This window comes from Frankia gtarii (genome assembly GCF_025403375.1).
Lineage (GTDB): Bacteria > Actinomycetota > Actinomycetes > Frankiales > Frankiaceae > Frankia > Frankia gtarii.
Genome location: NZ_JAMPTM010000004.1, coordinates 1 through 26,826 on the forward strand (window position 1 = coordinate 1; position 26,826 = coordinate 26,826).

Sequence of the window (26,826 nt, forward strand, 5' to 3'; positions counted from 1 at the left end):
ATCGGGACGGGTGGTCGTCATCGGGCGGCACCTCCGGCGGGGATCGGTTCGGGCTGGGCGGGGCGACGGGCGCGGGCCCGGCGGCTGTTCAGCAGCGCGCGCCCCGCCTCGCCGGACACATCGCGGATCGCGTCGGCCAGCAGGTTGCTGCCCCACACCGTCGCCATGATCAGGACGGCGGGAACGACCGGAGCCCACGGCTGGTACGACAGGTAGCCGAGGTCGGAGGCGAGCAGGCCACCCCAGGTCGGCGCCGGCGGCTGCACGCCGATGCCGAGAAAGCTCAGGCTGGAGACGACGACGAAGCCGATGCCGATGGTCTGGGCCAGTGACACCGCGACGGGCGGCAGCACCTTTCCCCACACGTGCCGCCGCGCGATCCGGCCGACGGACGCCCCGGAGATCAGCGCCGCCTCGACGTACTGCGACCGGGCGACCGCCAGCGTCGCCGCCCGCGTGACCCGGTAGAACAGCGGCGAGACGAGCACGCCGACGGTGAGCATCGCCTGCGGGATCCCGTTGCCGAGAAGCGCGGTGACGGCCACGGCGTAGATGAGGAACGGCAGCGCGATGAGCGTGTCGGCGATCCGCAGCGTGAACCACTCGAACACGCGGCCGAGGTACACCGACAGGATGCCGGGGGCGACGCCGACGACCAGCGCTATCAGCGCGACCTCGACCGAGCCGAGCACGCTGGTGCGCGACCCGGCGAGCAGCCGGCTGAAGACGTCCCGGCCGAGGTAGTCCGTCCCGAGCCAGTGCTCCCAGGAGGGGCCGGCCAGGGTCTGCGCACTCGTCCCCAGCGGGTTGTGCGGAGCCAGGGTCGGGCCGAGGATCGCCAACAGAACAATCATGGACAGGATGCCGGCGGCGAGCCGGCCGGTCGGCAGCGCCAGGAGGCGGCGGACCATGTCACACCCCCCGCTGCGAGGCCGGGGTGACCCGGCCCAGGACGACGTTGACGATCAGGTTGAAGGTGACGACCAGCACGATCGAGACGACGAGCACGCCCTGGACCGCCGGCACGTCGCCGGCCTGCGCGGAGTCGTTGGCGAACCGGCCGAAGCCCTGCAACCCGAAGATCCACTCGGTGACCACCGAGCCGCCGATGAGCGTGGGGAACCGCCATCCGAGCACGCTCAGGGCCGGTCCCACACCGTTGCGCAGCACGTGCCGGAAGAAGATCCGCCGCGGACTGAGCCCCCGCACGATCGCGCCGGTCACGTAGTTCTCCTGGTAGGAGGCGATGAGGCCGGAGCGCAGCTGGCGGGCGACGTCGGCCATCGGGTCGAGGCTGAGCGCCAGCGCGGGCAGCAGGATGTGCGCCAGCCACGGCCACGTCCCCGCACTCGCCGGCACGTAGCCCGCCGCCGGCAGCCAGCCGAGCCCGACGGCGAAGACCGTCACCAGAACGATGCCGACCACGAAGGGCGGCATCACCGAGAAGACCGTCATGAAGCCCGTGATCGCCCGGTCGATCCAGGTGGTGCGGCGCACCGCCGCCAGCGTGCCGAGCCCGAAGCCGAAGAGCACGCCGATGATCAGTGCCAGCACCACCACCGACAGGCTGACGGTCAGGCCGTTGCCGATCAGCTCGGTGATGGATGTGCCGTTGGCCCAGCTCGCGCCGAGCTGGCCGTGCAGCATGTCGGTGAACCAGGTCCAGTACTGGGCGAGGAACGGGCGGTCCAGACCCCACTGCTGCTCGATGCGGGCGACCGCGTCCGGGGTGGCGCTCTCGCCCAGCTGCATGGCCGCGGGGCTCAGACCGCTGAGCGCCCGCAGCGCGAAAGTCAGGAAGGTCGCCACCAGGAAGACCGGGACGAAGATCGCGACCGAACGGGCAAGTGTGACCAGGATGCGGCCGGCGGCGCGGCGCGCCCTGGCGGCGGCGAGCGTTACCCCCGGGTCGGCAACGACCGCGCGGTCAGCCGTGCTCACCGCCATGGATTGCCTCCTCTCTTAGGGCCTGTACGGACGTCTTAGGGCCTGTACGGACGTGGGCTGGCGGAAATGCAGGTTGGCGGAGCTGCAGGTTGGCGGAGATGCGGTCGGGTCGGCGGGATCAGTCGCCGATGGTCACGCCGGTCCAGTCGATGTGGGCCGGATTCGCCGGCAGGGCGGAGATCGCCTTGTTCTTCACGAACAGGTTCGGCGCGGAGTAGGTGAAGACGAGCGCCTTGCTCTGCAGGCCCACACGGGTGGCCGCCTGCAGGATCTGCGGGTAGTCCGGCGCGTCCAGCGGCGTCTGGCGGACCTTGGCGATCGCGGCCTCGAAGCCGTCGGGCTCGTACGGCGAGCTGAGGTTCAGCGGGCCGTCCGGGCCGAAGTGCGCCGTGAGCGTCTGGACCGCCGAGTCACGCCCGGTCGTGCCGTACAGCGAGAGCGTCAGATCCTTGGCGAAGAAGGGCGTCGCCCAGTTCTTGTTGACCTTGATCGTGACGGTGATTCCGACCGCGGCCAGCTGCGACTGCACGATCTCCGCCGCCGGATCCTCCCCCATGATGACCAGGTCCAGCTTGATCTGGCCCGGCTTGTAGCCGGCCTGTTCGAGCAGCTGCTTCGCCTTCGCCGGGTCGTACGGGTAGAGGTTCGCCGACTTGGGGTCGTAGGCGACGTAACCTGACGGGAAAGGCTGGTTTGTCGTCTTCCCGTACCCGAAGGTGAGTTTGTCGACGAACTCCTGCCGGTTGACGGCGGAGCGGACGGCGTCGACAACCTTGGGGTTGTTGAACGGCGCCTTGTTGATGTTCAGGCTGATGTTCGAGGCATTGAAACCCGGCTGCACGAAGACGTCGAGACCGGCCGCCTTGGCGGCCTTCGCCTGGCTCGGGGCGAGATCGGCGAAGTTGTAGACGCCCGTCTGCAGACCGGAGACGACCGTCGCCTTGTCGGGCGCCGAGACCAGCTGCACGTTGTCGATGTGGATGTTCTTGGCGTCCCAGTAGTTCGGGTTCTTCTTGAGCACGACCTTCGTGCCCGGAATCAACTGCGTGACGATGAACGGTCCGGCGCCGACCGGGTTCTGGTCAAGCTTCGCCGGGTCCGCCGCGGCCTTGGGACTCGCGATCTGCAGCACGCGCTCACCGAGCAGCAGCGGGATCTGGTGATCGACCTGCGTGAGGTGGACGACCACGTCCAGGTCGCCGCCGGTCGTGACCGACTTGATCGAGGTGAGGTCACCGAACAGCGCCGAGTTCTTCTGCGTCTTGGCCCGGTCGATGGCGTTCTTGACCGCCGCGGCGTTGACCGGTGTGCCGTCGCTGAACGTCAGGTTCGGCCGCAGATGGAACGTGATCTCGTCGCCGGCCCCGTTGTAGGCCCAGCTCTGCGCCAGATCCGGGACGGCGTCGCCCTTCGCGTCCGTCTTCGTCAGTGCCGCGTAGGGCAGGGCGAGGATGCGGAACTGGGCACCGCTACCCCCGACCACCGGATCCCAGTGCGTCGGGAAGAAGGAGGAGGCCCATTTGAGGGTGGTCGATTTGCCGCCGCCGCCTCCGCCGCCGGCGGCGGCCGCGGTTCCGGCGCCGGAACCGGAGCCGCAGGCGCTGAGGACGAGGGCCGCGAGGGCCACCAGGGCCCCGAGGACGGCGCCGCGTCTCGTGCGGCGGGCGGACGGCAGATGTTGCGCGGAGGTCATTGGCTTCTTTCTCTGTTCGGATCTCGACGGGAATGTTGCGTGGTTCAGGGGACGAGCACCGGGGCCGCGCTGTCGGCCACCGCCTCGCCGGCGGACTGCTCCTCGCCGGCGGACTGCTCCTCGCCGGCGGACTGCTCCTCGCGGCGTCGGGCCGCCGTGTACCGGTTCTCGGGGATCGGCAGGCCGAGGTTGCCGCGCAGCGTGGTCGACTCGTATTCGGCGCGGACGACGCCTCGTTCGCGCAGGATCGGCAGCACCTGATCGGTGAAGCGCGCGAACTCGCTCGGCACGTTCACGGTGATGTTGATGCCGTCGAAGCCACCGCCTTCGAACCAGCGCTGAATCTCGTTCGCGACGGTCAGGGGCGATCCGACGAAGGGCGAGCGGCGGGCCTGCAACTGGTGCTCGACCACCTGGCGCAGCGTGAGATTGTTCTCCCGCGCCAGCGTGGTGATGGCGTCCGCATGGGTGCGGAAGCTGCGCTCGGCGATCTCCCCCACCTCGGGGAACGGCGCATCCAACTCGTACTGCGAGAAGTCGTGCCAGCCGAAGGGCCGACCGAGCTCGGCCAGGGCCCGCTCGAAGCTGCCCTCACCGACGATCGCATCCTCCTTGGCGCGGGCCTGCTCATCAGTGTCGGCGATGATCGGGAAAATCCCGGGGACGATGAGCAGGTTTTCCGGGTCGCGGCCCTTGGCCGCCGCGCGGGCCCGCAGCTCGGTGCGGAACGCCTGCGCCTGCTCAAGCGTCTGCGAGTGGGTGAAGATTGCGTCGGCGATGCCCGCGCCGAGGTCGCGCCCTTCCTCTGAGTCGCCTGCCTGAAAGATGACCGGCTGCCCCTGGGGAGTGCGCTCCAGGTTCAGTGGTCCGACCACGGAGAAAAATTCACCTTTGTGATTGAGCGCATGCTGACGGCTGCGATCGAAGAACTGGCCGCGCTGCTTGTCGCGGGGGAAGGCGTCCGCCTCGTAGGAGTCCCAGAGCGCCTGCGCCACCCCCACATGTTCAAACGCGCGCCCGTAGCGGGTCGGATAGTCGTAGTGCTCGTCGCGGCTGTAGTTGCCCGCCGTTCCGGAGTCACCACTGGTGACGACGTTCCAGCCGGCCCGGCCGCCGCTGATGTGGTCGAGGGAGGCGAGGCGGCGGGCGACGTTGAAGGGCTCGTTGTAGGACGTCGTGATCGTCCCGACCAGGCCGATGTGGTGGGTGTGAACGGCGATCGCGGAGAGCAGCGTCAACGGCTCGAGCCGACTGAGGTAATGGTTCGGGGAGTCCGCGGTGATGAACTGGCTGTCGACGATGAAGACGTGATCGAACCTCGCGGCCTCCGCCTCCTGGGCGCGGGCGATGTACCAGCGGACGTCCACGCTGGCATCGCCCGGGATCTCGGGGCTCAGCCACGTGTTGTGCTGCCCCGGACCGCCGACGCCGATGAGGACGGCGCCCAGTTTGAGCGTGCGAACAGACATGGTGGAACCTTCCCGAGCTGGGGACGGGACGCGCATGACGACAGCGGCGTCCATCGGGACGAATCCGGCTCCGGTGACGGCTCCGGTTACGACGTAATGGGCGCGCTGAAGCACGCGGAAAAGGGAGAGAGATACCTACGTCGCGTCGCGACGAGCGACGGCTTTGGCTGCGGCTGCGCAGCGACCGGTCAGGTCAGCGACAGAGCGATGCCTGGCCACGGGCAAGATCGAGCCAACGGCAACACGTGAGCAACACGGCCGTCAGCTGGGTCATGTCGATGAGCATGCTGGTCCGGCGTCAAGATGTCCAACGACGCTTCGTTATGGCGATCAATCGCGTTCGGTTATGAATGTCCAGTACCCTGACCGACATGCGACGAACACTGGACATCGCCCCGCTGCGCAGCTTCGTCGCTGTCGCGGAGTGTGGCGGTTTCCAGCGGGCCGCGACGTCGCTGCACCTGAGCCAGGCTGCGGTGAGCCAGCACGTGCGCCGGCTGGAGTCCGCCACCGAACGCGCGCTGATCGAACGCCAGGGACGCGGCTCCCGGCTGACCCCCGACGGCGAGCACCTGCTCCGCCAGGCCCGGCGGATCCTGGCCATCCACGACGAGACCCTGCACGGTTTCGACATGGAGACCGAGCAGACGGTCGTGATCGGCTCGACGGAGCATGCCGCGGCGCAGCTGCTGCCCTTCCTCGCCACGGCGCTGGAGCAGTCCCTGCCCGGCTATCGCATCCGCTTCCGCATCGACCGCGGCACCACCCTGCGCGAGGGCCTGGACGCGGGGCGGATCGATCTGGCGTTGCTACTCGGCCCGCCCAACGACCTGCGCGCGACGCCGGTCGGTGAGCTGGAGCTGACCTGGTATTCCTCCCCCATGTGGCGGCGGCCTGCGGCGGCGCAGCCGGTGCCCGTGGTTGCCTTCGACCATCCCTGCGCGCTGCGCACCTGCGCGCTGGAGGCATTGTCCTCGCAGGCGATCCCCGCGGTGATCGGCGCGGAGGCGATCCAGCTCGCCGGCGTCCAGGCGGCCGTGGGCGCCGGCCTGGGGGTCGCGTTGATGGCCACCATGGGGCAGACGCCCGAAGGGCTCGCGGCACGCGACGACCTGCCGAAACCCGCGCCGCTGCCGCTCGCGGTCTGGTCCCGCCACGGCCTGGCCACGATCATCTCGGAGCGGGTCGCGGTGGCGTTGGGGCGGCTGCTCGCCGAGCCGGCGGCGGCCGAGACGGCCGTCGAGAGCCTCCAGCTCGCCAGGAGAGCCTGAAGCTCCGTGCTTCATGCTCTCCCGACGTGCCGACGTGCCGCGATGCCGACGTGCCGCGATGCCGACGTGCCGCGATGCCGACGTGTCGATGCCCGGTGGCCGCCGCCCCGGCCCGCTCAGACGTGCGGGAGCACCTCGGCGGCGATCAGGTCGAGGTGGTCGAGGTCCGCCAGGTCGAGGACCTGTAGGTAGATCCGGCTGGCCCCGGCGCCGTCGGGGCCGAAGGTCGCGAGCTTGGCCAGGATCTCCTCGGGGGTGCCGGTGAAGCCGTTGGCACGCAGCTCGTCGACCCCGCGGCCGATGCGCTCGGCCCGCCGGGCGAGGTCCGCGTCCGACTTCGCGCAGACGACGACGTTCGCCGTGGAGTAGACCAGGTCCGCCGGATCACGCCCGGCCGCCGCGGCCACCTCCCGGACCCGGGCGAACCGCCGCCCGACCACCTCGGCGGGGGCGAAGGCGGCGTTGAACTCGGCCGCGTAGGTGACGGCGAGCTGCGGGGTACGCCGCGGCCCGCCTCCCCCGATGATGATCGGCGGCCGGGGCCGCTGCGTCGGCTTCGGCAGCGCCGGGCTGTCGGCGAGCTGGTAGTACCGGCCGTCGTGGGAGAAGGTCTCGCCGGGTGGGGTTCCCCACAGCCCGGTGATGATCGCGAGCTGCTCGGTCAGCCGGTCGAACCGCTCCTCGACCGAGGGAAACGGGAGGCCGTAGGCGGTGTGTTCCGCCTCGAACCACCCGGCGCCGAGGCCCAGTTCCACGCGGCCGCCGCTCATCGCGTCCACCTGCGCGACGGCGATGGCCAGCGGTCCGGGCAACCGGAAGGTCGCGGAGGTGACGAGGGTGCCCAGCCGGATCCGCGAGGTCTCGCGGGCCAGGGCCGCCAGCGTCACCCAGGAGTCCGAGGGGCCCGGCGACGGATCACCCGGCCCCATCCGCAGGTAGTGGTCGGAACGGAAGAATCCGTCGAAGCCGGCGTCCTCGGCGGCCTTCGCCACGGCGAGCTGCCGCTCGTAGGAGGCGCCTTGCTGAGGCTCGATGAAGATGCGCAGGTCCATCCGTCCACCCTGGCAAATGGCCGCCTGATCCGCGCGGCGGCCCCCGGGCCGGGAGGTGGGGTCGAGCTCGGGCGGACGGCCCGACGCCGGTAGGGTGATCGTCAAGGCACTTCCGGCGCTGCGGCGGGACGTGACGAGGGCGAGGAGGTGGCACCGTGGCGGTCCCGGACGACCAGGACGACGAGCGAGAACTGATCATGGACGCCGCCTACCGGTGCCTGCTCGCGAGCGAGGGCGTCTCCGTGTCGATCACCGACATCCTGCACGCCGCCGGCCTGTCGACCCGCGCCTTCTACCGCCACTTCGCGTCCAAGGACAGCCTGCTGCTGGCGCTGTTCCGCCGCGACTGCGAGCGCGTCACCGACGAGCTGGCCTCGTCGATCACCGCGGCCGCGACCGCCCGCGAGGCGTTGCGCCGCTGGATCGACGGCGTGCTGCACCTGATGTCGGCGCAGCCCCGCCGCCGCCGCGCGCTGATCCTGAGCTCCGAGGAGACCCGCCGGGCCCGCGGTTTCGCCGCGGAACGGGAGCGGTTCCAGAGCACGCAGGAAGAGGCCCTCGCGGCAATCCTGCGCCGAGGCGTCGAGGATGGCTCCTTCCCCTGGGCGGACCCGCGGGCCGATGCCGAGCAGATCCAGGCGGTTCTCGGCCGCACCCTGGACCGCCAGCTCCTGTGCCCGCCAGCCGACAGCACCGCCAGCACCGCCGAGACGGCGGACCGGGTCACCGACTTCGTCTTCCGCGCCCTCGGCGCGTCCGGCGGCACCCCCGCCGCCTGATCCTCGCCACCGCCGCCTGATCCTCGCCGGCCCCGGGCATGGTCCGGGGAGCCGCGGCGCGACCCGTTGACATCCCGCGTCGACGGGAACACTGTTGGCGAAAAAGCCGTTTTCACTTGCGATGGCGCGTGAACACACTGACGGAACGAGGTGAGTCGGGGATGACGACGATTCCCGTGCGGATCCTGCATCCGCGGCACGGCATCCACGAGCCGACCGGCGGCACACCCGCCCGCACGGCCGGCTCGGTGCGCCGGACCACCACGATCGACATGCTGCGCCCCGACGGGTTCGACCGCCCGATGCATCTCGTCGGGCACGGCCGTGACCTGCGTACCTTCGGCCCCGGCGACGACCGGCGGAACATCCGGGTGCTGGGCGAGGCGACGATGTTCGCGCGGGTGGACTTCGCGGCGGGGCGCGAGCTGCGCGAGATCACCAGCGGGCCGGCACGGCCGGCGTTGGCCGGGCTGGTCGGGCATTCGGTCGCCTCGGGCTTCCGGGCCCGGCTCGACGCGCTCGACCCGACCCTGATCGCCGAGAACGATCTGCTCCACCTGTTACTCGACGATCTGCCCGGCGCCTCGCTCGTCTCCGGCCATGCCTACAGTGCCGCCGCACAGGATGCGCGGGACGGGCCGCAGGCGCCGGGGAGCGACGTCCCGCGGACCCCGCCGATGCGCCAGGGCGACTACCGGTACGTGACGGACCTGTGCGCGGGGTTCGCCACCGGCGGGACGATCATGAATGAGGTCGAGGCGTTCGGCCGCTCGCCGGTGGTGACCGGTCCGGTCGCCCCGTCCCTGGCCCGGCCCGGTGACCCACTGGCCTGGCACGACATCCCGCCGCTGCCGCCGCGCGGGATGCGCCGGGCCCGCCGCGTCGACGTCCGCCTCCACGACCGTGGCGCGCTCGCCCACGTGGACGCGCTGTTCCGGGACTCCTACGTCCTGCCCGAGGGCGTGGAGACCGTCATCCACGAATACACCGTGACCGCCGAGGTCGACACAACCACGTCGACGTTCCTGAGCTGCGAGGCGACGCCCCGCGCGCTGCCGTTCGTCGAGTGCCCGGCCGCCGCGGCCAGCGCCACCCGGCTCGCCGGGATGCCGCTGGCGGGCCTGCGCCCGCACGTGCGCCGGGCCTTCACCGGCACCTCGACCTGCACCCACCTCAACGACACGCTTCGTGCGCTGGAGGACATCCCGGCGCTGCTCGCCCCGCTGCGGGCGGGATGAGCCCGACAGCGGACCCACACCCCTCGGATGGCATGCACGAACAGGAGTCGACACATCATGGACAAGATCTGGGCCAACTCGGGAGACTCGCACTTCCTGGAGCCTGAGGACCTGTGGCGGACTCGGCCGGCCACCCGCCCCTTCTCGATCCGGCCGCAGCCAGTCCGACGACCCTCGACATAGCGAACCTGGTGATAAATGTGACCAGGTATGACGCGCCGCCTCCCACATGCCCATGCCAATCTGCGGCACCTCCGCGGTCCGTCGAGCCCAGCCCGACGACAGCCGCCGCGCGGGCGGGCGCACCATCAGCGAAAGAGAGTGCGGATGGCCCCTCACACCATCGCGGAAATACTCTCGGAGCGATGCACGCCCAGCATCGACAGGGCTGGTCATCACCCACGTGTCGGCCGGTTTCCTCAATCCGACCTTCGGCTCGACGGCATTCTTCGTCGCCCGCTTCCGCTACTGGCCACATTCGGAACACGGCTGGTCGACGCCGGCGGCCCGGCCGGGTCCTCGGCGCGCGACCATGACAGTTGTCATGACGGGCCGGTGACGGACATGACTGGGGCGGCCGGCCGCGAACCGGGACCCTCGTCCTATGACGAGAACCCCATCGCCGCCCGGATCGGCGTCCCGCGCCACGGTCCGGGCCGGCGCCGAACCCGACCCGGCGCCGCCCCACAGCGTGCACCTGGTCGGCGTCCGCAAGCGGTACGGCGGCGTGCAGGCCGTCGACGGCGTTGATCTGGCGATCGCGCCCGGCGAGGTGGTCGCCCTGCTCGGACCGAACGGCGCCGGCAAGTCGACGACCATCGACATGCTGCTCGGCCTGACCCGCCCCGACTCCGGCGCGGTCCGGCTGTTCGGCCGCGCCCCGCGGCAGGCGTGCACCGCCGGGCTGGTCGGCGCGATGCTGCAGAACGGCGGGCTGCTGCCCGAGATCACCGTGGGGAAGATGCTGACGGCGGTGCGCGCGCTGTACCCCCGCGCGCTGCCGACCGCCGAGGTGCTGGCCCGCGCCGGCGTCGGTGATCTCGCCGACGCCCGCACCGACCGGCTCTCCGGCGGCCAGCGCCAGCGGGTCCGCTTCGCCCTGGCCCTGCTCCCCGACCCGGACCTGATCGTCCTCGACGAGCCGACGGCCGCGATGGACGTGGAGAGCCGCCGGGCGTTCTGGGCGGCGATGCGGGCCTGGGTGGCCGGCGGACGCACCGTCCTGTTCGCCACCCATTACCTCGAGGAGGCCGACGCCTTCGCCGACCGGATCGTCCTGCTGCGCCGCGGCCGCGTCATCGCCGACGGCCCGACCACCGAGATCAAGGCCCTCGTCGGCGGCCGGACGATCCGGGCCACGCTGCGTGGGCTCGACGACGCCGGGCTCGCCGGGCTCGGCCGGCTGCCGGGCGTGGCACGAGTCGAGGGCCGCGGCGAGTCGATCACCCTGACCTGCCCCGACAGCGACGCGGCCCTGCGTGCCCTGCTCGCCGCCCACCCGGCGGCCGAGGACATCGAGGTCGTCGGCGCCGGCCTGGAGGACGCCTTCGTCGCCCTGACCAGCGACGACGCAGCCGCCACCACGGGCCGCGAGGAGACCTCGACATGACCACCAGCCCCGCGGCCGGCACGGCCGGCACCGCCGCCGTGTCCACCGCCGATGCCTCGATCACCGCCGTCCCGATCACCGGCGCGGCGGTCACGTACCTGCGCTACGTCCGGTCCGAGGTCAGCCGGGTCTGGCGCAACACCCGCCTGCTGATCTTCAGTCTCGTCCTGCCGATCATCCTGTTCGGCGCGTTCAGCTCCTCGGGCGCCGACGACCGGCTGGGTGACCTCACCGTCGCCCCCTACATCATGATCAGCATGGCGTCGTTCGGGGCGATGAACGCCGTCCTCGGCACCGCCGGGCGGATCGCGACCGAACGCTCCATCGGCTGGAACCGGCAGCTTCGGCTGACCGCCCTGACCGGCCCGCAGTACGTGCTGGGCAAGGTGACCACCGGTTTCACCCTGGCCGTGCTGCCGATCGTCGCCGTGTTCGCGGCCGGCGACGCGATGCGCGGTGTCCGCCTGTCGGCCGGGACGTACCTCGGCGCGGGCGCGTCGATCCTGCTCGGCCTGGTGCCGCTCGCGGCGTTCGCGATCTGGCTCGGCTACCTGGTGCGCCCGGAGAACATGCAGGCGATCACCGGCGGAGTGTTCAGCCTGCTGGCCCTGGCCGGCGGGATCTGGGTGCCGGTGGAGAACTTCCCGGGCTGGCTCGCCGATATCGTGAAGCTGCTGCCCATGTACTGGTCGGCCCAGGCCGGCCGGGCGGTACTCGCCGGCGGCTGGGTCGGCGGGCGCGGCCTGGCCACCCTGGCGGTGTGGACAGTGATCCTCGGCGCCGTCGCCGGCCGTGCCTACCTGCGCGACCAGCTCCGCACTTGACGGTGCGCCCGGCGCACCGCGGGCGGGCAGACCGGACGGGGAGGCATTGACGATGGCCGAGCGGATGGCCGACGCGGGCGCGGGCGGGACGTCCACGGCGGGGGCGCTGCGCCGCTGGCTGTTGCAGCCGGCGCTGCCGCAGCCGGTGCTGCCAGGTGCGCCAAGCCGGGTTGGCATGGACCCCTGGCGGTGGCGTCGGATCGCCGGCGTGTTCCTGATCTACCTCGGCTACGCCGTCTCGGACATGTTCGCCCTGCATGACGGCGACGGCGTCGTCGTGTTCGGCTTCGCCGTGCTCGCCGCGTTCAGCCTGCTCTACCTGTGGGGCGTTCCGCTGATCGCCTTCCGCGGCCGGCGCGAGTTGCGGGTGCCGGTGCTGGTCGCGATGGCGGCCTGCATCGCCGCGTACCTGCCGGTCGTCGGCGGCGGCGGCCTGGTCATGACGATCTACCTGGGCGTGGCGCTGGTCCTGCTGCTTCGCCCGGCCGTCTCCCTCCCGCTGATCCTCGCGATCGCCGCCGTGGACACCTGGCTGCCCGAACGCATCGGCTGGTGGCAGACGCACGGCGAGCAGTGGTCGCTGTCCGGGCCGGTGCTGTTCGTCGCGTTGACCATGTTCGGGATCCGCGCCGGTGCGCGTAACCAGGTGGAGCTGTCCCGTGCCCACCGGGAGATCGAACGGCTCGCCAAGGAGCAGGAACGGCTGCGCATCGCCCGCGACCTGCACGATCTGCTCGGCCACGCGCTGACCACGATCACGGTGAAGGCCGAGCTCGCCTCGAAGCTGGCCGGGCGCGACCCGGCCCGCGCCGCCACCGAGATGGCCGAGGTCGCCGCCCTCGGCCGCCAGAGCCTGGCCGACGTGCGGGCCACCGTCGCCGGTTACCGGGAGGTCAGTCTGGTCACCGAGCTCGCCGCGGCGCGCCAGGTGCTCGCCGCGGCGGGGATCAGTGCCGAGCTGCCCGCCTCCGTCGACGAGGTGCCAGGCTCCCTTCGGGAGTTGTTCGGCTGGGTGGTCCGCGAGGGCGTGACCAACTCCGTGCGACACAGCGGCGCGCACCACCTGCGCGTCACCGTCGACGGCCGCAGCATCGAGGTGGTCGACGACGGCACCGGCCCCGCCGACGCCGCGGGCCGCGCCGCCGCCGGCCCAGGCGGGGGCGCGGGCCTGGCGGGGCTCTCCGAGCGGGTCGCGGCGGCGGGCGGGCGGACCGAGACCGGTGCCGCGTCCACGACCGGCCCGTCGCCCGGCTTCAGGCTGCGCGTCGTCGTCGCGCCGCCGGCCGCCGCGGTTCCCCCACACCGCGAGGTCACCCAGGCGACCCACGGCCCCGCGGACCCAGCGGCGGCCGGGGCCCTGCTGCCGGTCGCCGGCCTGGACGGGGCGCGGACGGGCCCAGCAGGGACACCGAGATGATCAGGGTCCTGCTCGCCGACGACCAGCATCTCGTCCGAGGCGCGCTCGCCGCGCTGCTCTCCCTGGAGGACGACATCGAGGTCGTCGGCCAGGTCGGCCGCGGCGACGAGGTCGTGTCCCAGGTCGGCGCGCTGCACCCGGACGTCGTGCTGATGGACGTGGAGATGCCCGGTATCGACGGCCTGGCCGCCGCCGCGGCGGTGCGCGCCACCGCGCCGTCGACCCAGGTCCTGATCGTGACCACCTTCGGCCGCACCGGCTACCTGCGCCGGGCGATGGAGGCCGGCGCGCTCGGCTTCGTCGTCAAGGACGCTCCCGCCGAGGCCCTCGCCGCCGCCATCCGGCGGGTCGCCCGCGGGGAACGGGTCGTCGACCCCACCCTCGCCGCCGCCACCCTCGCTGGCGGAGCAAGCCCGCTGACCGGCCGGGAACGCGACGTCCTCGTCGCCGCCCGCGACGGCGCGACCGTCGCCGACATTGCCGGTCGGCTGTTCCTCTCCGAGGGCACCGTGCGCAACTACCTGTCATCCGTGATTGCGAAGACGGGCACCCGCAACCGGATGGAGGCCCTGCGCGCCGCCGAGGACGCCGGCTGGCTCTGACCGCCCGCGCCGATCAGGCCAACCGGGCGCAGGTCGCCAGCATGGCCAGGCTCTCACTGGATGTTTGATTTGTCTTGATTGCCGCTTATGTTCTATCGGGGGTCTCGCCAGGTGGGTGTTGCTTCGCCCGTTACACGCCCGGCCGTGTTGTCGATCACAGCGATTCGGCTGTCGGGCCGGCGACGGAGGGTTGCGCTCCCGGAGACAGGGGCATGATCATCACTGCTGGAGCCGGGACCGCAGTCCCGGCACGCCGATCCGGAGGGGGACGACGGCTGTGCTGCTCGCCGAGGACCTGCTGCTGCTCGCGCTCGACCCGGATGCCGGGACTCCGGTGAACTCGTCCCGCGAGCCGCTGGGGGTGGCGCTGTGCGGCGCGCTCGTGGCCGAGCTGGGGCTCGCGGGGCTGGTCGAGGAGGACGGGCGACGGCTCGCACCCATCGGCGCCCGCCCGGACCATCCGCTGCTCGCCGACGTCCACGCCGCACTCGGCACGGTCCGCGGGCGGCGGGCGGCCGATCAGCTCCGCCGACTGGACTCGGCGATCGGCGGGGTCTGGGCGCGGGTCGTCGACGGGCTGGTCGACGCCGGCGTCGTCGGCCGCCGGCGCGACCGGGTGCTCATCGTGCGGATCACCCACCATCCCGTACTGCGCACCGAGGTTCGCGACGAGATGGTGCGGCGGATGCAGGCCGCGGCGACCGGCGACGGGCCGCTGGATGCGCGCACCGCCACCGTGCTCGCCCTGTCCGGGCCCTCCCGCCTGCTGGAGGTCGTCGCCCCCGCGCGCGCCGACCGCCGCCAGGCCAAGACGCGCATCGCGGACGCGACGGAGCAGACCCCGGTCGCCCCGATCGTGCGCAAGGTGATCCAGGAGGCGCAGCAGGCGGCCGCCGCCGCCGCGAGCACCGCCGTCATCGCCAGCACGGCGTCCGGCTGACCGGGCCACACGCCACGCGTCGATCACTACCCATCCCCACCAGGATCTCAACCTATAGTCATCATCCGACTCCTCTGCGCAGTCATACGTCAGGAGTGACGCCGGATGATGCACGACCGTGACCCCGCCGAACCCGACGATCGACCTCGCCGGTCCCCCAGATCCCGCCGGTTCCCCGGCTCCCATCGGTCCGGCCGGTCGCGCCGGCGGGTAGGAGCGGTGGCCGCCCGCGGTGTCGTCGCGGTCGTGCTCACCGCGCAGGTCGTCGCCCTGCTGCTGGTCGGCGCCTACGCGCGGCGCAGCCCACGGCTGTGGGGATTCCCCTTCTTCTACTGGTACACGCTGCTGTGGTTGCTGATCGGCGCGGCGACGATGGCGGCCTGCACCTGGCTGCTCGGCCGGACCGCCCCGGCGGGCGCGGCCGTATGCGCCGAGCATGGCGCCACCCGGCCGAATCGGGAACGTCGGTGACGCCGACCGGCGTTGGGACGTCGGCCCTCGCCGGGACGGCCCCCGGCGGGGACGGTCCGCTGGCCGCGCAGCCGTTGCACACCTCCTTCCACGGAGTGGAGTTCGCGGTGTTCGCCGCGCTGTTCGCCGCGGTGGCCGTCCTCGGCTTCGGCGCGGCCCGCTGGCGGCGCGCCGGGTCGGGGCGACTGGCCAGCCTCGACGAGTGGGGACTGGGCGGGCGCGGGTTCGGCTCGTTCGCCGCCTGGTTCCTCATCGGCGGCGACATCTTCACCGCCTACACGTTCGTCGCCGTCCCCGGCGCGATGTACGCGACGGGCGCGGTCAGCGGCTGGTTCGCCGTCGCCTACACCACGATCGTCTGGCCGATGATGTTCGTCGTCATGCCGCGACTGTGGACGGTGGCCCACCGGCACGGCTACGTCACCCCGGCCGACCTGGTCCGCGGCCGGTACGGCTCGCGCCCGCTGGCCCTCGCGGTCGCCGTCACCGGGGTCGTCGCGACCATGCCCTACATCGCCCTGCAGCTCGTCGGCATGCAGGCGGTGCTGGAAGTGATGGGCGTCGGGACGAACAGCACCAACCCGATCGTGCGCGATCTGCCGGTCATCGTCGCGTTCGGGGTCCTCGCCGCCTGCACCTACACCGCCGGGCTGCGGGCACCGGCGCTGATCGCGTTCGCCAAGGACCTGCTCATCTACGCGGTGGTCCTGGTCGCTGTCGTCGTCATCCCGCACCGCCTCGGCGGCTTCGGCGCGGTCTTCGACGCGGCGCAGCACAAGTTCGACGCGGCGAACGCCGCCGCGGCGAAGGCGGGCCATCCGGCGCCGGCGGCGTTCGTCCCCGGGCCCACCCAGTTCCTCGCCTACGGCACCCTCGCCCTCGGCTCGGCGATGGCGCTGCTGCTGTACCCGCACGCGATCACCGGGGTGCTGGCAACCCGAAGCCGGGAGGTCATCCGGCGCAACACCGCCGTCCTGCCGCTGTACTCGCTGCTGCTGGCCTTCCTCGCGTTGCTCGGATATGTGGCGATCGCCGCCGGGGTGCACACCACGAATCCGCGCCTCGCCGTGCCGCTGCTGTTCGAGCGGGAGTTCCCCGCCTGGTTCACCGGCGTCGCGTTCGCCGCGGTCGCCATCGGCGCGCTGGTCCCCGCCGCGATCATGTCGATTGCGGCGGCGAACCTGTTCACCCGCACCGTCTACGTCGGGTACCTGCGGCCAGGTGCGACCCCCGCCGAGGAGGCACGCGTGTCGAAGCTCGCCTCGCTGCTGGTCAAGGCCGGTGCGCTGGTCTTCGTCCTCGGGTTCGACACCCAGAACTCCATCAACCTGCAGCTGCTCGGCGGGGTGTGGATCCTGCAGACGTTCCCGTCGGTGGTGTTCGCCCTGTGGCGGCCACGGCTGCACCGGTGGGCACTGCTAGCCGGTTGGCTGGTGGGCATCTGCTACGGCACCGCCGAGGCCTACGCCCAGCACAGCGCCCTGGCCGCCCACTTCGGCGGCTCGCTGGCGAACGTGCCCGGTCTCGGCCGCGCCGGATACATCGCGGTGACGGCGTTCGCGCTCAACCTCGCCGTCGCCCTGGTCGGCTCGGCGCTGCTGCGGGCCGTGGGCGTCCCGAACGGGCCCGACGCCACCGCGGTCGAGCCGGCCACGATGGTGCCCGAGCAGGCCCGTCAGCCGGTGGCAATCGGTGACGCGGCGGCGTCGGCGTAGGTGCTGATCTCGATCAGGTTGCCGTCCGGGTCGCGGACGTAGCGGACGTAGCAGCTGGTGATCGGTCCGGTGGCGCCCGTGCGGCCCACCGGGCCCTGCTCGACGGGCCCGCCGAGCTCGGCGGGCCGGGCCTGTACCTCGTCGAGGGGCACGCCGCTGACCAGGCAGAGGTCGACCGAGCCGGGGGTGGGGCGGGCAGCCCCGCCGATCAGTCGTCCAGACCACCGAAGCCGCTGTTGGCGCACACTTTCACACGTCATCCGTGTTGAACCTGCTCGCCACCGTCTCCGGAGAGGACAGCCATGTCGCTGCTCGACGATGCCCGCTCCATGTCGGATGATCTCGTGCTCCTGCGACGCCGCCTGCACCGGGAGCCGGAGATCGGCCTGGACCTGCCTCGTACCCAGGAACGGGTGCTCGCCGCCCTCGCCGGGCTCCCACTGGAGATCACCACCGGCCGCGGCGCGACCTCGGTGACGGCCGTCCTGCGCGGCACCGCGCCCACCCCCGAGATGGTGGCCGGGCACGGTCGTCCGCCGGCGGTGCTGCTGCGCGGGGATATGGACGCGCTGGCGGTGCAGGAACGTACCGGGCTCGACCACGCCTCCACCGTCGAGGGGGTGATGCACGCCTGCGGCCACGATCTGCACACGGCGATGCTGGTTGGCGCCGCCCACCTGCTCAGCGCGCACCGCGACCGGCTGCCCGGCGACGTCGTGTTCATGTTCCAGCCCGGGGAGGAGGGCTGGGAGGGCGCCCAGCAGATGATCGACGAGGGCGTGCTCGACGCCTCCGGACGCCGGGTGTCCGCGGCCTACGGGCTGCACGTGTTCTCCGGGGAGCTGCCCCGCGGGCAGTTCTGCGGCCGGGTCGGCGCGATCACCTCGGCGTCGGCGATGCTGAGCGTCACCGTGCGCGGCGAGGGCGGGCACGGTTCGATGCCGCACCGCGCCCACGACCCGGTCACCGCCGCCGCCGAGATGGTCCTCGCCCTGCAGACGATGGTGACCCGCCAGTTCGACGTGTTCGACCCGGTGGTGCTGACCGTCGGGGTGCTGCGGGCCGGCACCCGGCGGACCGTCATCCCGGACGAGGCGTACTTCGAGGCGACCGTGCGCACCTTCTCCGCGCGCACCGGCGACCGGGTCGAGTCGGCCGTGCGCCGGCTGCTCGGCGGGATCGCCGACGGGCACGGCGTCGAGGTGGACATCGGCTTCGTGCCGGAACGGCCGGCGACGGTCAACCACGCCGCCGAGACCGCACTCGCCGCCCGCGTCGTCGCGGAGACGTTCGGCGAGCGCCGTTATACCGATCTGGCGCATCCCCTGGCCTGCTCGGAGGACTTCTCCCGGGTGCTGGCGCTGGTGCCCGGAGCCTTCGTCGCGATCGGCGCTGGCACCGCGGACTCGGACCCGCACACCGCGCCGTTCAACCACAGCCCCCGCGCCCGCTTCGACGAGACGGTCCTGCCCGACGGCGCGGCGCTGCACGCCGAGCTCGCCCTGCGCGCCCTCGCCGCCGCCAGCCCGGATCCGGCAGACCGGCGGGACGCCCCAGCATGACGGCCCATCAGACCACTCCCGCCCACCCGTCCGCGGTGCCCGGGGCCGAGTGCCGATCCGTTCGCCGGGCGTCACCGCAGCCTGGCCGGCGGCCACGCCGTGGAATGCCACGGCCCGTGCCATCATGAGACGGCGGCATTTGAAGACCATCGGCCGACGACACCGACCCCGTACAGACGACGAGTACCGACGATGAATGAGGAATACAGATTGAACGATCGGGTGATCTCTGCGGTTCGGGACTATCTGGTCACGTATCCGACGGAGGCCGAGGGGCTGGTCCCGCTGCTCGAGCTGGCGACCACCGCGGCGCCGGTCACCGCCCGCACCACCCTGCCAGGCCACGTGACCTGCGGGGCGATCGCCGTGAACACGACCTTTCGAGTTCTGCAGGTCCGCCACCGCACACTCGACCGCTGGCTTTTCCCCGGCGGCCACGTCGACGACACCGATCCCACGCTCGTGGCCGCGGCCTTGCGGGAGCTCGCCGAGGAGACCGGCGTTCTCCCGTCGACGGTCCGGCCTCTGCGTAATATTCCGGTGGACATCGACGTCCATTCGATTCCCGAGAATCCGGAGAAGGGCGAACCGGAGCACACGCATTACGATTTCCGGTTTATTTTCCAGATCCTGCGGTCCACCGGGCCGGGCACGGTGGACCTACGTCACGACGAGGTCACCGACCACCGCTGGATCCCGGTGTCGGATCTGGACGGGCCCACCGGGGCGAGAATCGCCGCCGTGCTGACAGGCTGATCCTCGCCGGCCGAGCACCGCCGGCCGAGCACCGCCGACTCGCCCTCGGCCGAGAGCGGGTCGGGTCGGGTCGGGTCGACGGTTGTAAATCCGTTGACCGCCGGTTGAACCCGCGGCCTCACCCTCGTCCATGGTTCCCGACCATCCCGGTGTTCGCGCAGGTCCGCCGCGTGCGGGCGAGCCGGACGACGCCCACGCCACGACAACCCGCACCGATTCAGAGCGCTCATTTGCCAGGTTCATTCAATGACCGGGTCTTACGCTTGTGTTGCGGATCGCCGGCCGCGAACCGCCCTTGACGACGACCTGACCGGGGGGCGGGTGGCAGGTGCCTCATCGGTTCACGACTCTGCGCCTACGTACCGAACTCGACCTGGTGCGGGCGCTGGAGACCTGCACGGCCGTCGCCGAGGAGGGCGGGCTGCGGCTGCTGCAGGACTACATCCAGGATGCCGTCACCGAGCGGTTACAGCCGCACCGGTATCTCCTGCCCGGGCTGGCGCTACGCGATCTTGTACGTCTGTGTGTGAAGCTGCCCGACGCCCTGGCGGCGCTGGCCATGGCGGTGGAGCTCATCGGGGATGAGACGACGGCGCGGGCGGTCCGACTCTGCATCGCCGAGCTGGACGCGCTTGCCGCGCTGGAGGGGGAGCTGTCCGTCGCCGACTGGCTGATGCTGCGCGACTGCCTGCGGGAACGGGTGCTGCCCGACGCCGCCCGGGTCGCCTACGAGATCACCGCCGACCGGCTGCCCCGGCCGCCGGCCGGGCACGAGACCCTGTGGCATCTGTTCGTCCACCTCGCGCCGTGCAACGCGGCGCCCGAGGTGGAGCCGCCGTGGCTGGTGTTCCTGCGCTTCGCCGCGGCGCGGCTCGATCCGCCCGCCCGCGCCCACGTGGAACGGCTCGTCCGGGCCACGGCCGACCGGTGGGATCTGCCCGAACCCCCGGCGCGCCGCGATCCGGATCCGCCCGCCGACCGGCCCGCGGACGAGGAACCCACCGCCCACCTCATGATCCAGATAGAGCCGGCGGCGGCCCGGCCGGACGAGCTGCTGGTCTCGTCATGGCGGCAGTGGGACCTGGGACCATGGCGACCCGTGCGCGGAGAGGAACGTACGGTTGCGGCGGCCGAACTGCAGGCGACCGTGGAGCAGCTCATCGTCGACATGGAGGCGGAGTGGGGTGCGGGGGGCACCCGCGACGACGCCGGCCGGGCGCGGACGCTCGCCGTCGAGTTCATCCTGCCGGACGACCTGTTCGGGCTGCCGGTCGAGGCGTGGACGCTGGAGAGCGGCTCGTTTCGCCCGGTGGCGCTGGGGCTCGCGTACCCGGTGATGATCCGCAGCCTGCGCCGGCTGCGCAGCCGGCACTGGGGCCGGATGTGGGCCAACCGGTGGCGGCTGGTGGAGGAACCGCGGCCGAACGGTACCCGGCCCCGCGCGCACCACAGCTCCGGCCACGGCGCCGACGATCTCCGGCGCCTTGACGCCGCGCTGCGGGCCGACGAGATCGTCTGCCTCGTGCTCAGCGCCCCGCCCGGCGGTCCGGACACACACGGCGGACGTGAGGTCGAGCTCGCCCTGCGGGCCGGCTGTCCCGTGATGATGTGGCATCGGTCGGACTGCTTCTCGCCGCTGTTCCGCGAGGAGGTGAGCGGCCTGCTTGCCGGGGGTGATTTCCGCTCGCTTCCGCGCCGCGTTCTCGAAAGGCGTCGTATTGTTGAAGTGAGGATGGCGTCGGCTGCGGCGAACAGCTCGCCCGAGCCTGCGCGCCAAGCCTCGGAAACGGCGAACGAGACAGACGAAACCTGGGACGATGAACCCGCCGGATTCCAGCTGGCTCTCCTGTGGGATGATCCGCGAAGACGTCCGGACGTACCCGCAGGCTAGCGGATTCTCGTCGGAGGGGGCCCGCCCATGAGCGGAGAAGACGAAGGTGACGCTTCCGTAGCCGCCGCGACCGCCGGGCCGGGTGACACCCGATGGTGGGTTTTCCAGGGTACGGGCATTCCCCTCGACCCCGATGAGCGGGACCGGCGCTGGCCCGCGCCGCCGCGGTGGCGGGACTTCGACGGCGGGCCTGACCTCCCCCCGCCCCCGCTGGACAACGCCGACCTCGACCGCAGGCTCGGCGCCACCGTGGCGCAGTGGGTCGACGCGGACGAGGTGTCGATGGTCAACGCGGCGATCTACCTGCGTCGCCCGCTGCTGGTCACCGGCCCGCCGGGCACCGGCAAGTCGAGCCTCGCCCTGCGGATCGCCCGCGAGCTCCAGCTGGGCCGGCCGTTGCGCTGGCCGATCACCAGCCGAACCACGCTACGTAACGGCGAGTACGAGTACGACGCCATCGGCCGGGCCCAGGCGGCCGCCGGTCGCCGGGGCGGCCCGGACGATGCCGGCGGCGAGGGCCAGATCGGCGACTATGTCCATCTCGGCCCGCTCGGCACGGCGCTGTTGCCTCACCGGCTGCCGCGGGTACTGCTCGTCGACGAGATCGACAAGAGCGACATCGACCTGCCCAACGATCTGCTGAACATCTTCGAGGACGGCGGGTTCGTCATCCCCGAGCTGGTCCGGGTACGGGACCGCCAGCGCGAGGTCGTGGTGCACACCGCCGACGCGGGCCGGACCGCGCCGCTGCTCGACGGCACCGTGCAGTGCCACGCCTTCCCCATCGTGATCATGACGAGTAACGGGGAACGAGAGTTCCCCGCCCCGTTCCTGCGCCGTTGCCTGCGGCTGAGCATCACCGAGCCGAACGAGGCCAAGCTGGTCCGGATGATTGCGGCGCATTTCCCGCCGGGCACCGACGAGACGACCCGCGACCTCGTCACGGACTTCCTGCGCGCCCGGGAGGAGCGGGGTGACCTGGCCGCCGACCAGCTGCTCAACGCCGTGCATCTGGTGACGTCCGGGGCGTTCGAGCTCAGTGATCGAAAGGCCTGGCAGGCCCTGCTGCGCGCGGTGTGGCGGCCGCTCACCCCCGCACCATGACGGGGTCCGGCCCGGCGGCCGGCGCGGCCGCGCGGCGCGCCAGCACGCCGGGAGGTCCCCTGCGCGCGGTCCGCCCCCGGGAGTCGGATCCGGTCGGTCGTCTTTCCCGCCCCCGGCGGCCGGGCACCGGCGAACCCACCGTGGCGCCGGTACCCCGCCCGGCCGCTCCCACCGACCTGCTGTGGTCCGAAATCTCGGACGCGCTCTGGCTGGCCGGCCGGATCCGCGCGGCGGCGAACGGATCGGCCCCCGGAGACGATGACGGCGACGCCGACGGGGCAGCGCTGCGCCCGGCGCCACCGGCGGCCGCGCGACCGGCGCCACTGTTGACGCCGGGCGGCACCCACCGGGAACGCGGCGGCGCGGCGCCGGACGGGCCCGAGCCGGACGACGCACACCGGGCAGGAGAGGGCTCCTGGCCGCTGCGGCAGCCCGGGCCGAGCGGCGAGACGACGAGCCGGGCGGGGGCGCCACCGAGGGCGCTGTCGAGGGCGCTGCGACCGCTACGGATGTTCGTCCGGTCCGCCCACGGCCGCACGCTGCACGAGGAGGCGACCGCCGACCGCGGCGCCGCCGACGGCCTGTGGCTGCCGGTGTTCGAACCCGCCCGCGAGCACCGGTGGGATCTCGTCCTCGTCGTCGACAACCACACCTCGATGATCTTCTGGCAGGAGGCCGTGACCTCCTTCACCGCCGCACTCGAGCAGTCTGGGGCGTTTCGCAACGTCACCCGCCGCCGGTTGATCACCGGAGGGGGCTCGCCGGCCTCGGTGCTGCTGCGCGGCGGGCGGCTGGGGTCGGCCAGCCCGCCGGCGGAGATCGCCGACCCGAGTGGGCGCAGGCTCATCCTGGTGATCACCGACGGGATCGGCCGGGCGTGGCGCACCCGCTCCGTCGAGCCGGCGCTGCACCTGTGGGGCCGCCACCAGTCCGTCGCGCTCGTCCACCTGCTCCCGCAGCAGCTGTGGTTCCGGGCCGGGATCCCCGTGGAGCGCAAGAAACTACGGGCAGTCGGCGACGGGCCAGGAAACAGGCTCCTCCTCGCGGACCCACAGCCACGGATCCCGTGGGACGCGCCCCTGCCCGCGACGGATCTGCACGGCGTTGCACTCCCCAGCCCCGATAATGCTGTTCCTGTGCCGGTCCTTCAGCTCGATCCCGCGTCGCTGGGCAACTGGGCCGGTCTCGTCGCGGGCACGCTGCCGGGCTGGACCGATCTCGCCGCGACCGTCGCGCACCGGCGCCCCGAACCGGACGATGAGGTCGCCGCGCCCACCGCCGCCGGCGCCTACCACCGGGTCAACGCGTTTCGGGCGGCCGCCACCCCGCAGGCGCTGCGGCTGGCGACCCATCTCGCGGCGGCGCCGCTGAACGTTTCGGTCATCCAGGCGATCCGGCGTCACCTCCTGCCCGGCACCCGGCCCTGGCACCTTTCTGAGCTGCTGCTCGCCAACCTGCTGCGGCCGACGGTCGGCCGCGAGCTCGCCGGCGACGACACCCTCGTCACCTTCGAGTTCGACCGGGGCATCCGCGAGGAACTGCTCGCCCGCGGCCGGCGCACCGAGACCGCCGGTGTCATGCGCGTCGTGCAGAACGTGCTCGGCCCCCGGGTCAGCGCGGTCCGCCGCTCCGCGCGGGCACTCGACGAGCCCGTCGACGAGACGTTCGAGCCGGTGACCTCGACCAGCCGGCCCTACCTGGTCGCCGAGCTCGCGGCGTTGCGCGCGATGTCCGGCCGGCATCTGCGCCGGGCACGTGCGCTGGCCGCCGCGCTGGAGCCCGACGCGCCGCAGCTCGACCGCGCCGGGTCACACGGCTCCGACGCCGACAATGACGTCCCGACGGATCCCACCCAAGGAGCGAACGTGTCCGTGGTCCTAGCCCATGACCAGCTCGCCGCGCCGGCGCACCGGTCTCGCGGCAGACTGTCGATGGAGCACGGTCACCTGCCGGTCCGCAACACCTACTTCACCGGCCGGGAGGACCTGCTCCACCAGTTGCACACCAGGCTGATGCGCGGGCCGACCGCCGTGCTGCCGGACGCGCTGCACGGTCGCGGCGGCGTCGGCAAATCCCAACTGGTGATCGAGTACATCTACCGGCATCTCGCCGACTTCGACCTGATCTGGTGGATCCCGGCGGAACGGCCGGCGCAGATCGACGCCGCCCTCGTCGAACTCGCCCAGCATCTGGGCCTCGACGTGGGCAGCGAGGCGAACACGGCGACCCCGGCCGTGCTGCGCGAACTCGCCGCCGGCCGGCCGTCGGACCGCTGGCTGCTGGTGTTCGACAACGCCGACTCCCCCGACGACGTGAAGAAGTACTTTCCGACCGGTCCGGGCGGACCACCGACCTCGGTCGGCCGCATCCTGGTCACCTCACGCAACCCGGCCTGGGCCGACGAGAGCGCGCCGCTGGCCGTCGACGTGTTCGAACGCGAGGAGAGCCGGCACCTGCTCCAGCGGCGCAGCCCGGATCTCGACGTCGAGGACGCCGACCGGCTCGCCGCGGCACTCGGCGACCTCCCGCTGGCCGTCGAGCAGGCCGCCACCTGGCGGGCGGTGACCGGCATGCCGGCCGCCGAATACCTCGAACAGCTCGAACGTGAACGGGCGGAGCTCGCGACCCGCTTCCCGGACCTGCGCCACGAGCTGCCGGTCGCCGCCGCGTGGCGCATCGCCCTCGATCGGCTGGAACAGACGAACAAGGGCGCCTTGCAGCTCCTCGGCGTCTGCTCCTACTTCGCGCCCGAGCAGATCCCGTGGGGCCTGTTCGCCAACGTGCGCTCCACCACCATCATCCCCGAGCTCGACACGGCGCTGCGCGACCGCACGAAGCTACGTCGCGCCATGCACCAGATCGACCGCTTCGGTCTGGCGAAGATCGACACCGACCGCGAGACACTGCACCTGCACCGGCTGGTCCGCGACGTGGTGCGCAGCCGGCTCACCGACGACGAACAGTCCGTGCTGCGCCACGGCGCCCACCTCGTCCTGGCCTCCAACGATCCCAACGACTGGGCCGACCCGGCCCAGTGGGCACGCTACGGCGAGCTGTACGCGCACGTCGTCGACTCGCGGGCCTTCGACTGCGACGAGGCGTGGGTCCGCCAGCTCGTCGTGAACGAGGCGAAGTACCTGTGGAAGTGGGGCGCGCACGCCGCCAGCCGGGACCTCACCCGGCGCACGTACGACACGTGGCTGGCGAAGTACGGCGAGGAGGATCTCGAAACCACGCTGACCATCTCGAAGTGGCTCGGATACATCCTGTTCGTCGTCGGACGATTCACCGAAGGCGCCGAGATCAACAGTCGGCGCTACGCGGTGCTGAGCCGCATCCGCGGCGAGGACGACGAGGACACCCTCAAGACCCTCGGCGACGTGGCGGCGGACGCGCGGGTGCGCGGCGACTTCGGCCGGGCCGCGGAGCTCTCCCGCCAGGTCCACGACCGGTTGCGCAACGCCTACGGCGATGACGATCCCTCGGTCCTCACCGCCGCCCACAACCTGGGCGTCAGCCTGCGCCTGGTCGGCGACTTCCGCGGCGCCCTTGCGCTGGACGAATCGACCGTCCACCATCTCACCCGCCACCTCGGCGCCGACGACGACTCGATCCTGCCCACCCGGATCAGCGTCAACATCGACCGCTGGGAGCTCGGCGACTACTTCGACGCCCGGGTGTCCCAGGAGGAGATCGTCGCGGCCTACCGGCGGATCCTGCGGGACGAGAACAACCCGCTGCTGCTGTTCGCCGTCCGCTTCCTGGCCGTCGCGGCGCGTAAGTCGGGCGAGGTGGAGCGGGCCCGCGGCCTGTCCGAGGACGCCCACGCCCGCTATGTCTCGCGGTACGGCTCGGACCACCCCGACACGCTGGCCGCGGCGCTGAACCTGTCCATCGACCGGCGGCTGACCCACGATCTCAACGGTGCGCTGCTGCTCAGCCGGGACACCCACGACCGCTACGGACGGATCCTCGGCGAGACCCATCCGCACACCCTCGCCGCGGCCGTGAGCATGGCGGTGACGCTGCGCCTGCTCGGCGACATCGAGCAGGCGTACAGCCTCGACCGGTCAACGCTCGCCCTGTTCCGGGAAGGGGTCGGGGAGAACCATCCTTCGACCCTGTTGTGCTCGACGAACCTGGCCAGCGACGCGTTCGCCCGTGGGGAGTTCGAGGAGGCCGAGGAACGCGACCGCGACACGCTGGCCCGGTCCACCAGCGTGCACGGCGAGGCTCACCCGGCCACCCTGATGTGCGCGGCGAACCTGGCCCTGGACCTGCGGGCCGCGGGCCGCACCGGCGAGGCGGCAAAGCGCAACGCCGCGGCCGTCGCGCACCTCACCCGCACTCTGGGCGCGGCCCACGCGGCGACCCGGATCGCCGGCGAATGGCGCCGGGCGGACTGCGACATCGACCCGATGCCGCTGTGAGTACCGGTGGCGCTGACCGTCACGAGTGAGGTGGTTCGGTGAGGTGGTTCGGTGGC

21 protein-coding genes are annotated in these 26,826 nt (G+C 72.1%); 15 read left to right on the forward strand and 6 right to left on the reverse strand.

Annotated elements, in window-relative coordinates:
• Positions 1-17 precede the first annotated feature (17 nt).
• The 4 genes from NBZ83_RS01310 to NBZ83_RS01325 form a co-directional block, all read right to left on the reverse strand.
• A complete protein-coding gene (locus tag NBZ83_RS01310) occupies positions 18-911 on the reverse strand; it encodes an ABC transporter permease (RefSeq protein ID WP_261564873.1) in 894 nt (297 codons plus the stop codon).
• 1 nt (position 912) lies between these two features.
• Positions 913-1,947 carry an ABC transporter permease gene (locus NBZ83_RS01315; RefSeq protein ID WP_261564874.1) on the reverse strand — a complete coding sequence of 345 codons (1,035 nt, stop codon included), beginning with the start codon at positions 1,945-1,947 and terminating at the stop codon, positions 913-915.
• Between the two features lie 118 nt (positions 1,948-2,065).
• Positions 2,066-3,640 (reverse strand): ABC transporter substrate-binding protein, encoded by a 1,575-nt coding sequence (locus NBZ83_RS01320; RefSeq protein WP_261574165.1) that lies wholly within the window; start codon positions 3,638-3,640, stop codon positions 2,066-2,068.
• A gap of 44 nt (positions 3,641-3,684) precedes the next feature.
• Positions 3,685-5,109, reverse strand: coding sequence for an NtaA/DmoA family FMN-dependent monooxygenase (locus tag NBZ83_RS01325; protein WP_261574166.1), 1,425 nt, complete (start codon positions 5,107-5,109; stop codon positions 3,685-3,687).
• A gap of 350 nt (positions 5,110-5,459) precedes the next feature.
• On the opposite strand from NBZ83_RS01325, the gene NBZ83_RS01330 reads away from it, so the two are divergent.
• A complete protein-coding gene (locus NBZ83_RS01330) occupies positions 5,460-6,380 on the forward strand; it encodes a LysR family transcriptional regulator (RefSeq protein ID WP_261564878.1) in 921 nt (306 codons plus the stop codon).
• 116 nt (positions 6,381-6,496) lie between these two features.
• On the opposite strand, the gene NBZ83_RS01335 is transcribed toward NBZ83_RS01330, so the two are convergent.
• Positions 6,497-7,432 (reverse strand): LLM class F420-dependent oxidoreductase, encoded by a 936-nt coding sequence (locus NBZ83_RS01335; protein WP_261564879.1) that lies wholly within the window; start codon positions 7,430-7,432, stop codon positions 6,497-6,499.
• Between the two features lie 155 nt (positions 7,433-7,587).
• Here NBZ83_RS01335 and NBZ83_RS01340 point away from each other — a divergent pair, with 155 nt between their 5' ends.
• The 9 genes from NBZ83_RS01340 to mctP all read left to right on the forward strand — a co-directional run bounded on the left by NBZ83_RS01340 (position 7,588) and on the right by mctP (position 17,027).
• The gene (locus tag NBZ83_RS01340; RefSeq protein ID WP_261564880.1) at positions 7,588-8,211 is read left to right on the forward strand and encodes a TetR/AcrR family transcriptional regulator; all 624 of its coding nucleotides are present in this window, start codon (positions 7,588-7,590) and stop codon (positions 8,209-8,211) included.
• Between the two features lie 161 nt (positions 8,212-8,372).
• Positions 8,373-9,449 carry a DUF2889 domain-containing protein gene (locus NBZ83_RS01345; RefSeq protein WP_261574167.1) on the forward strand — a complete coding sequence of 359 codons (1,077 nt, stop codon included), beginning with the start codon at positions 8,373-8,375 and terminating at the stop codon, positions 9,447-9,449.
• A gap of 604 nt (positions 9,450-10,053) precedes the next feature.
• Positions 10,054-11,058: an ABC transporter ATP-binding protein gene (locus NBZ83_RS01350; protein ID WP_261564883.1), complete on the forward strand. Its 1,005-nt coding sequence runs from the start codon at positions 10,054-10,056 to the stop codon at positions 11,056-11,058.
• Positions 11,055-11,882: an ABC transporter permease gene (locus NBZ83_RS01355; RefSeq protein ID WP_261564884.1), complete on the forward strand. Its 828-nt coding sequence runs from the start codon at positions 11,055-11,057 to the stop codon at positions 11,880-11,882. Before NBZ83_RS01350 ends, NBZ83_RS01355 begins: the two co-directional genes overlap by 4 nt.
• 52 nt (positions 11,883-11,934) lie before the next feature.
• Positions 11,935-13,299 carry a sensor histidine kinase gene (locus tag NBZ83_RS01360; RefSeq protein WP_261574168.1) on the forward strand — a complete coding sequence of 455 codons (1,365 nt, stop codon included), beginning with the start codon at positions 11,935-11,937 and terminating at the stop codon, positions 13,297-13,299.
• The gene (locus tag NBZ83_RS01365; RefSeq protein WP_261574169.1) at positions 13,296-13,901 is read left to right on the forward strand and encodes a response regulator transcription factor; all 606 of its coding nucleotides are present in this window, start codon (positions 13,296-13,298) and stop codon (positions 13,899-13,901) included. Before NBZ83_RS01360 ends, NBZ83_RS01365 begins: the two co-directional genes overlap by 4 nt.
• Positions 13,902-14,178: 277 nt before the next feature.
• Entirely contained in the window at positions 14,179-14,841 is a 663-nt protein-coding gene (locus tag NBZ83_RS01370) for a GOLPH3/VPS74 family protein (protein ID WP_261574170.1), read from the forward strand.
• Positions 14,842-15,060: 219 nt separating this feature from the next.
• Positions 15,061-15,312, forward strand: a complete 252-nt coding sequence (locus NBZ83_RS01375; protein WP_261564890.1) for a DUF3311 domain-containing protein — start codon at positions 15,061-15,063, stop codon at positions 15,310-15,312.
• Positions 15,309-17,027, forward strand: coding sequence for a monocarboxylate uptake permease MctP (gene mctP / locus NBZ83_RS01380; RefSeq protein ID WP_261564891.1), 1,719 nt, complete (start codon positions 15,309-15,311; stop codon positions 17,025-17,027). Before NBZ83_RS01375 ends, mctP begins: the two co-directional genes overlap by 4 nt.
• Here mctP and NBZ83_RS01385 read toward each other — a convergent pair.
• Positions 16,988-17,287 (reverse strand): VOC family protein, encoded by a 300-nt coding sequence (locus tag NBZ83_RS01385; RefSeq protein ID WP_261564893.1) that lies wholly within the window; start codon positions 17,285-17,287, stop codon positions 16,988-16,990. The two genes, mctP and NBZ83_RS01385, sit on opposite strands and share 40 nt — an antisense overlap.
• Before the next feature lie 42 nt (positions 17,288-17,329).
• Between NBZ83_RS01385 and NBZ83_RS01390 the strand changes: the two genes are divergently transcribed.
• From NBZ83_RS01390 to fxsT, 5 genes are all read left to right on the forward strand, one after another.
• Positions 17,330-18,589, forward strand: coding sequence for a M20 metallopeptidase family protein (locus NBZ83_RS01390; RefSeq protein WP_261564894.1), 1,260 nt, complete (start codon positions 17,330-17,332; stop codon positions 18,587-18,589).
• 222 nt (positions 18,590-18,811) lie between these two features.
• Complete coding sequence (locus NBZ83_RS01395) at positions 18,812-19,345, forward strand: NUDIX hydrolase (protein WP_261564895.1); 534 nt, start codon at positions 18,812-18,814, stop codon at positions 19,343-19,345.
• Between the two features lie 328 nt (positions 19,346-19,673).
• Positions 19,674-21,236, forward strand: a complete 1,563-nt coding sequence (locus NBZ83_RS01400) for a VMAP-C domain-containing protein (RefSeq protein ID WP_261574171.1) — start codon at positions 19,674-19,676, stop codon at positions 21,234-21,236.
• Positions 21,237-21,263: 27 nt separating this feature from the next.
• A complete protein-coding gene (locus NBZ83_RS01405) occupies positions 21,264-22,340 on the forward strand; it encodes an AAA family ATPase (protein WP_261564899.1) in 1,077 nt (358 codons plus the stop codon).
• A gap of 140 nt (positions 22,341-22,480) precedes the next feature.
• Positions 22,481-26,770 (forward strand): FxSxx-COOH system tetratricopeptide repeat protein, encoded by a 4,290-nt coding sequence (fxsT, locus tag NBZ83_RS01410; protein WP_261574172.1) that lies wholly within the window; start codon positions 22,481-22,483, stop codon positions 26,768-26,770.
• Positions 26,771-26,826 lie beyond the last annotated feature (56 nt).

Excerpts from the sequence above, each read along its gene's own strand:
- NBZ83_RS01350 (WP_261564883.1), top strand. The coding sequence starts at position 10,054 with ATGACGAGAACCCCATCGCCGCCCGGATCGGCGTCCCGCGCCACGGTC.
- NBZ83_RS01325 (WP_261574166.1), bottom strand. The coding sequence starts at position 5,109 with ATGTCTGTTCGCACGCTCAAACTGGGCGCCGTCCTCATCGGCGTCGGC.
- NBZ83_RS01355 (WP_261564884.1), top strand. The coding sequence starts at position 11,055 with ATGACCACCAGCCCCGCGGCCGGCACGGCCGGCACCGCCGCCGTGTCC.
- NBZ83_RS01390 (WP_261564894.1), top strand. The coding sequence starts at position 17,330 with ATGTCGCTGCTCGACGATGCCCGCTCCATGTCGGATGATCTCGTGCTC.
- NBZ83_RS01320 (WP_261574165.1), bottom strand. The coding sequence starts at position 3,640 with ATGACCTCCGCGCAACATCTGCCGTCCGCCCGCCGCACGAGACGCGGC.
- NBZ83_RS01365 (WP_261574169.1), top strand. The coding sequence starts at position 13,296 with ATGATCAGGGTCCTGCTCGCCGACGACCAGCATCTCGTCCGAGGCGCG.
- NBZ83_RS01310 (WP_261564873.1), bottom strand. The coding sequence starts at position 911 with ATGGTCCGCCGCCTCCTGGCGCTGCCGACCGGCCGGCTCGCCGCCGGC.
- NBZ83_RS01345 (WP_261574167.1), top strand. The coding sequence starts at position 8,373 with ATGACGACGATTCCCGTGCGGATCCTGCATCCGCGGCACGGCATCCAC.
- NBZ83_RS01335 (WP_261564879.1), bottom strand. The coding sequence starts at position 7,432 with ATGGACCTGCGCATCTTCATCGAGCCTCAGCAAGGCGCCTCCTACGAG.
- NBZ83_RS01385 (WP_261564893.1), bottom strand. The coding sequence starts at position 17,287 with ATGACGTGTGAAAGTGTGCGCCAACAGCGGCTTCGGTGGTCTGGACGA.
- NBZ83_RS01330 (WP_261564878.1), top strand. The coding sequence starts at position 5,460 with ATGTCCAGTACCCTGACCGACATGCGACGAACACTGGACATCGCCCCG.
- NBZ83_RS01405 (WP_261564899.1), top strand. The coding sequence starts at position 21,264 with ATGAGCGGAGAAGACGAAGGTGACGCTTCCGTAGCCGCCGCGACCGCC.
- NBZ83_RS01360 (WP_261574168.1), top strand. The coding sequence starts at position 11,935 with ATGGCCGAGCGGATGGCCGACGCGGGCGCGGGCGGGACGTCCACGGCG.
- NBZ83_RS01315 (WP_261564874.1), bottom strand. The coding sequence starts at position 1,947 with ATGGCGGTGAGCACGGCTGACCGCGCGGTCGTTGCCGACCCGGGGGTA.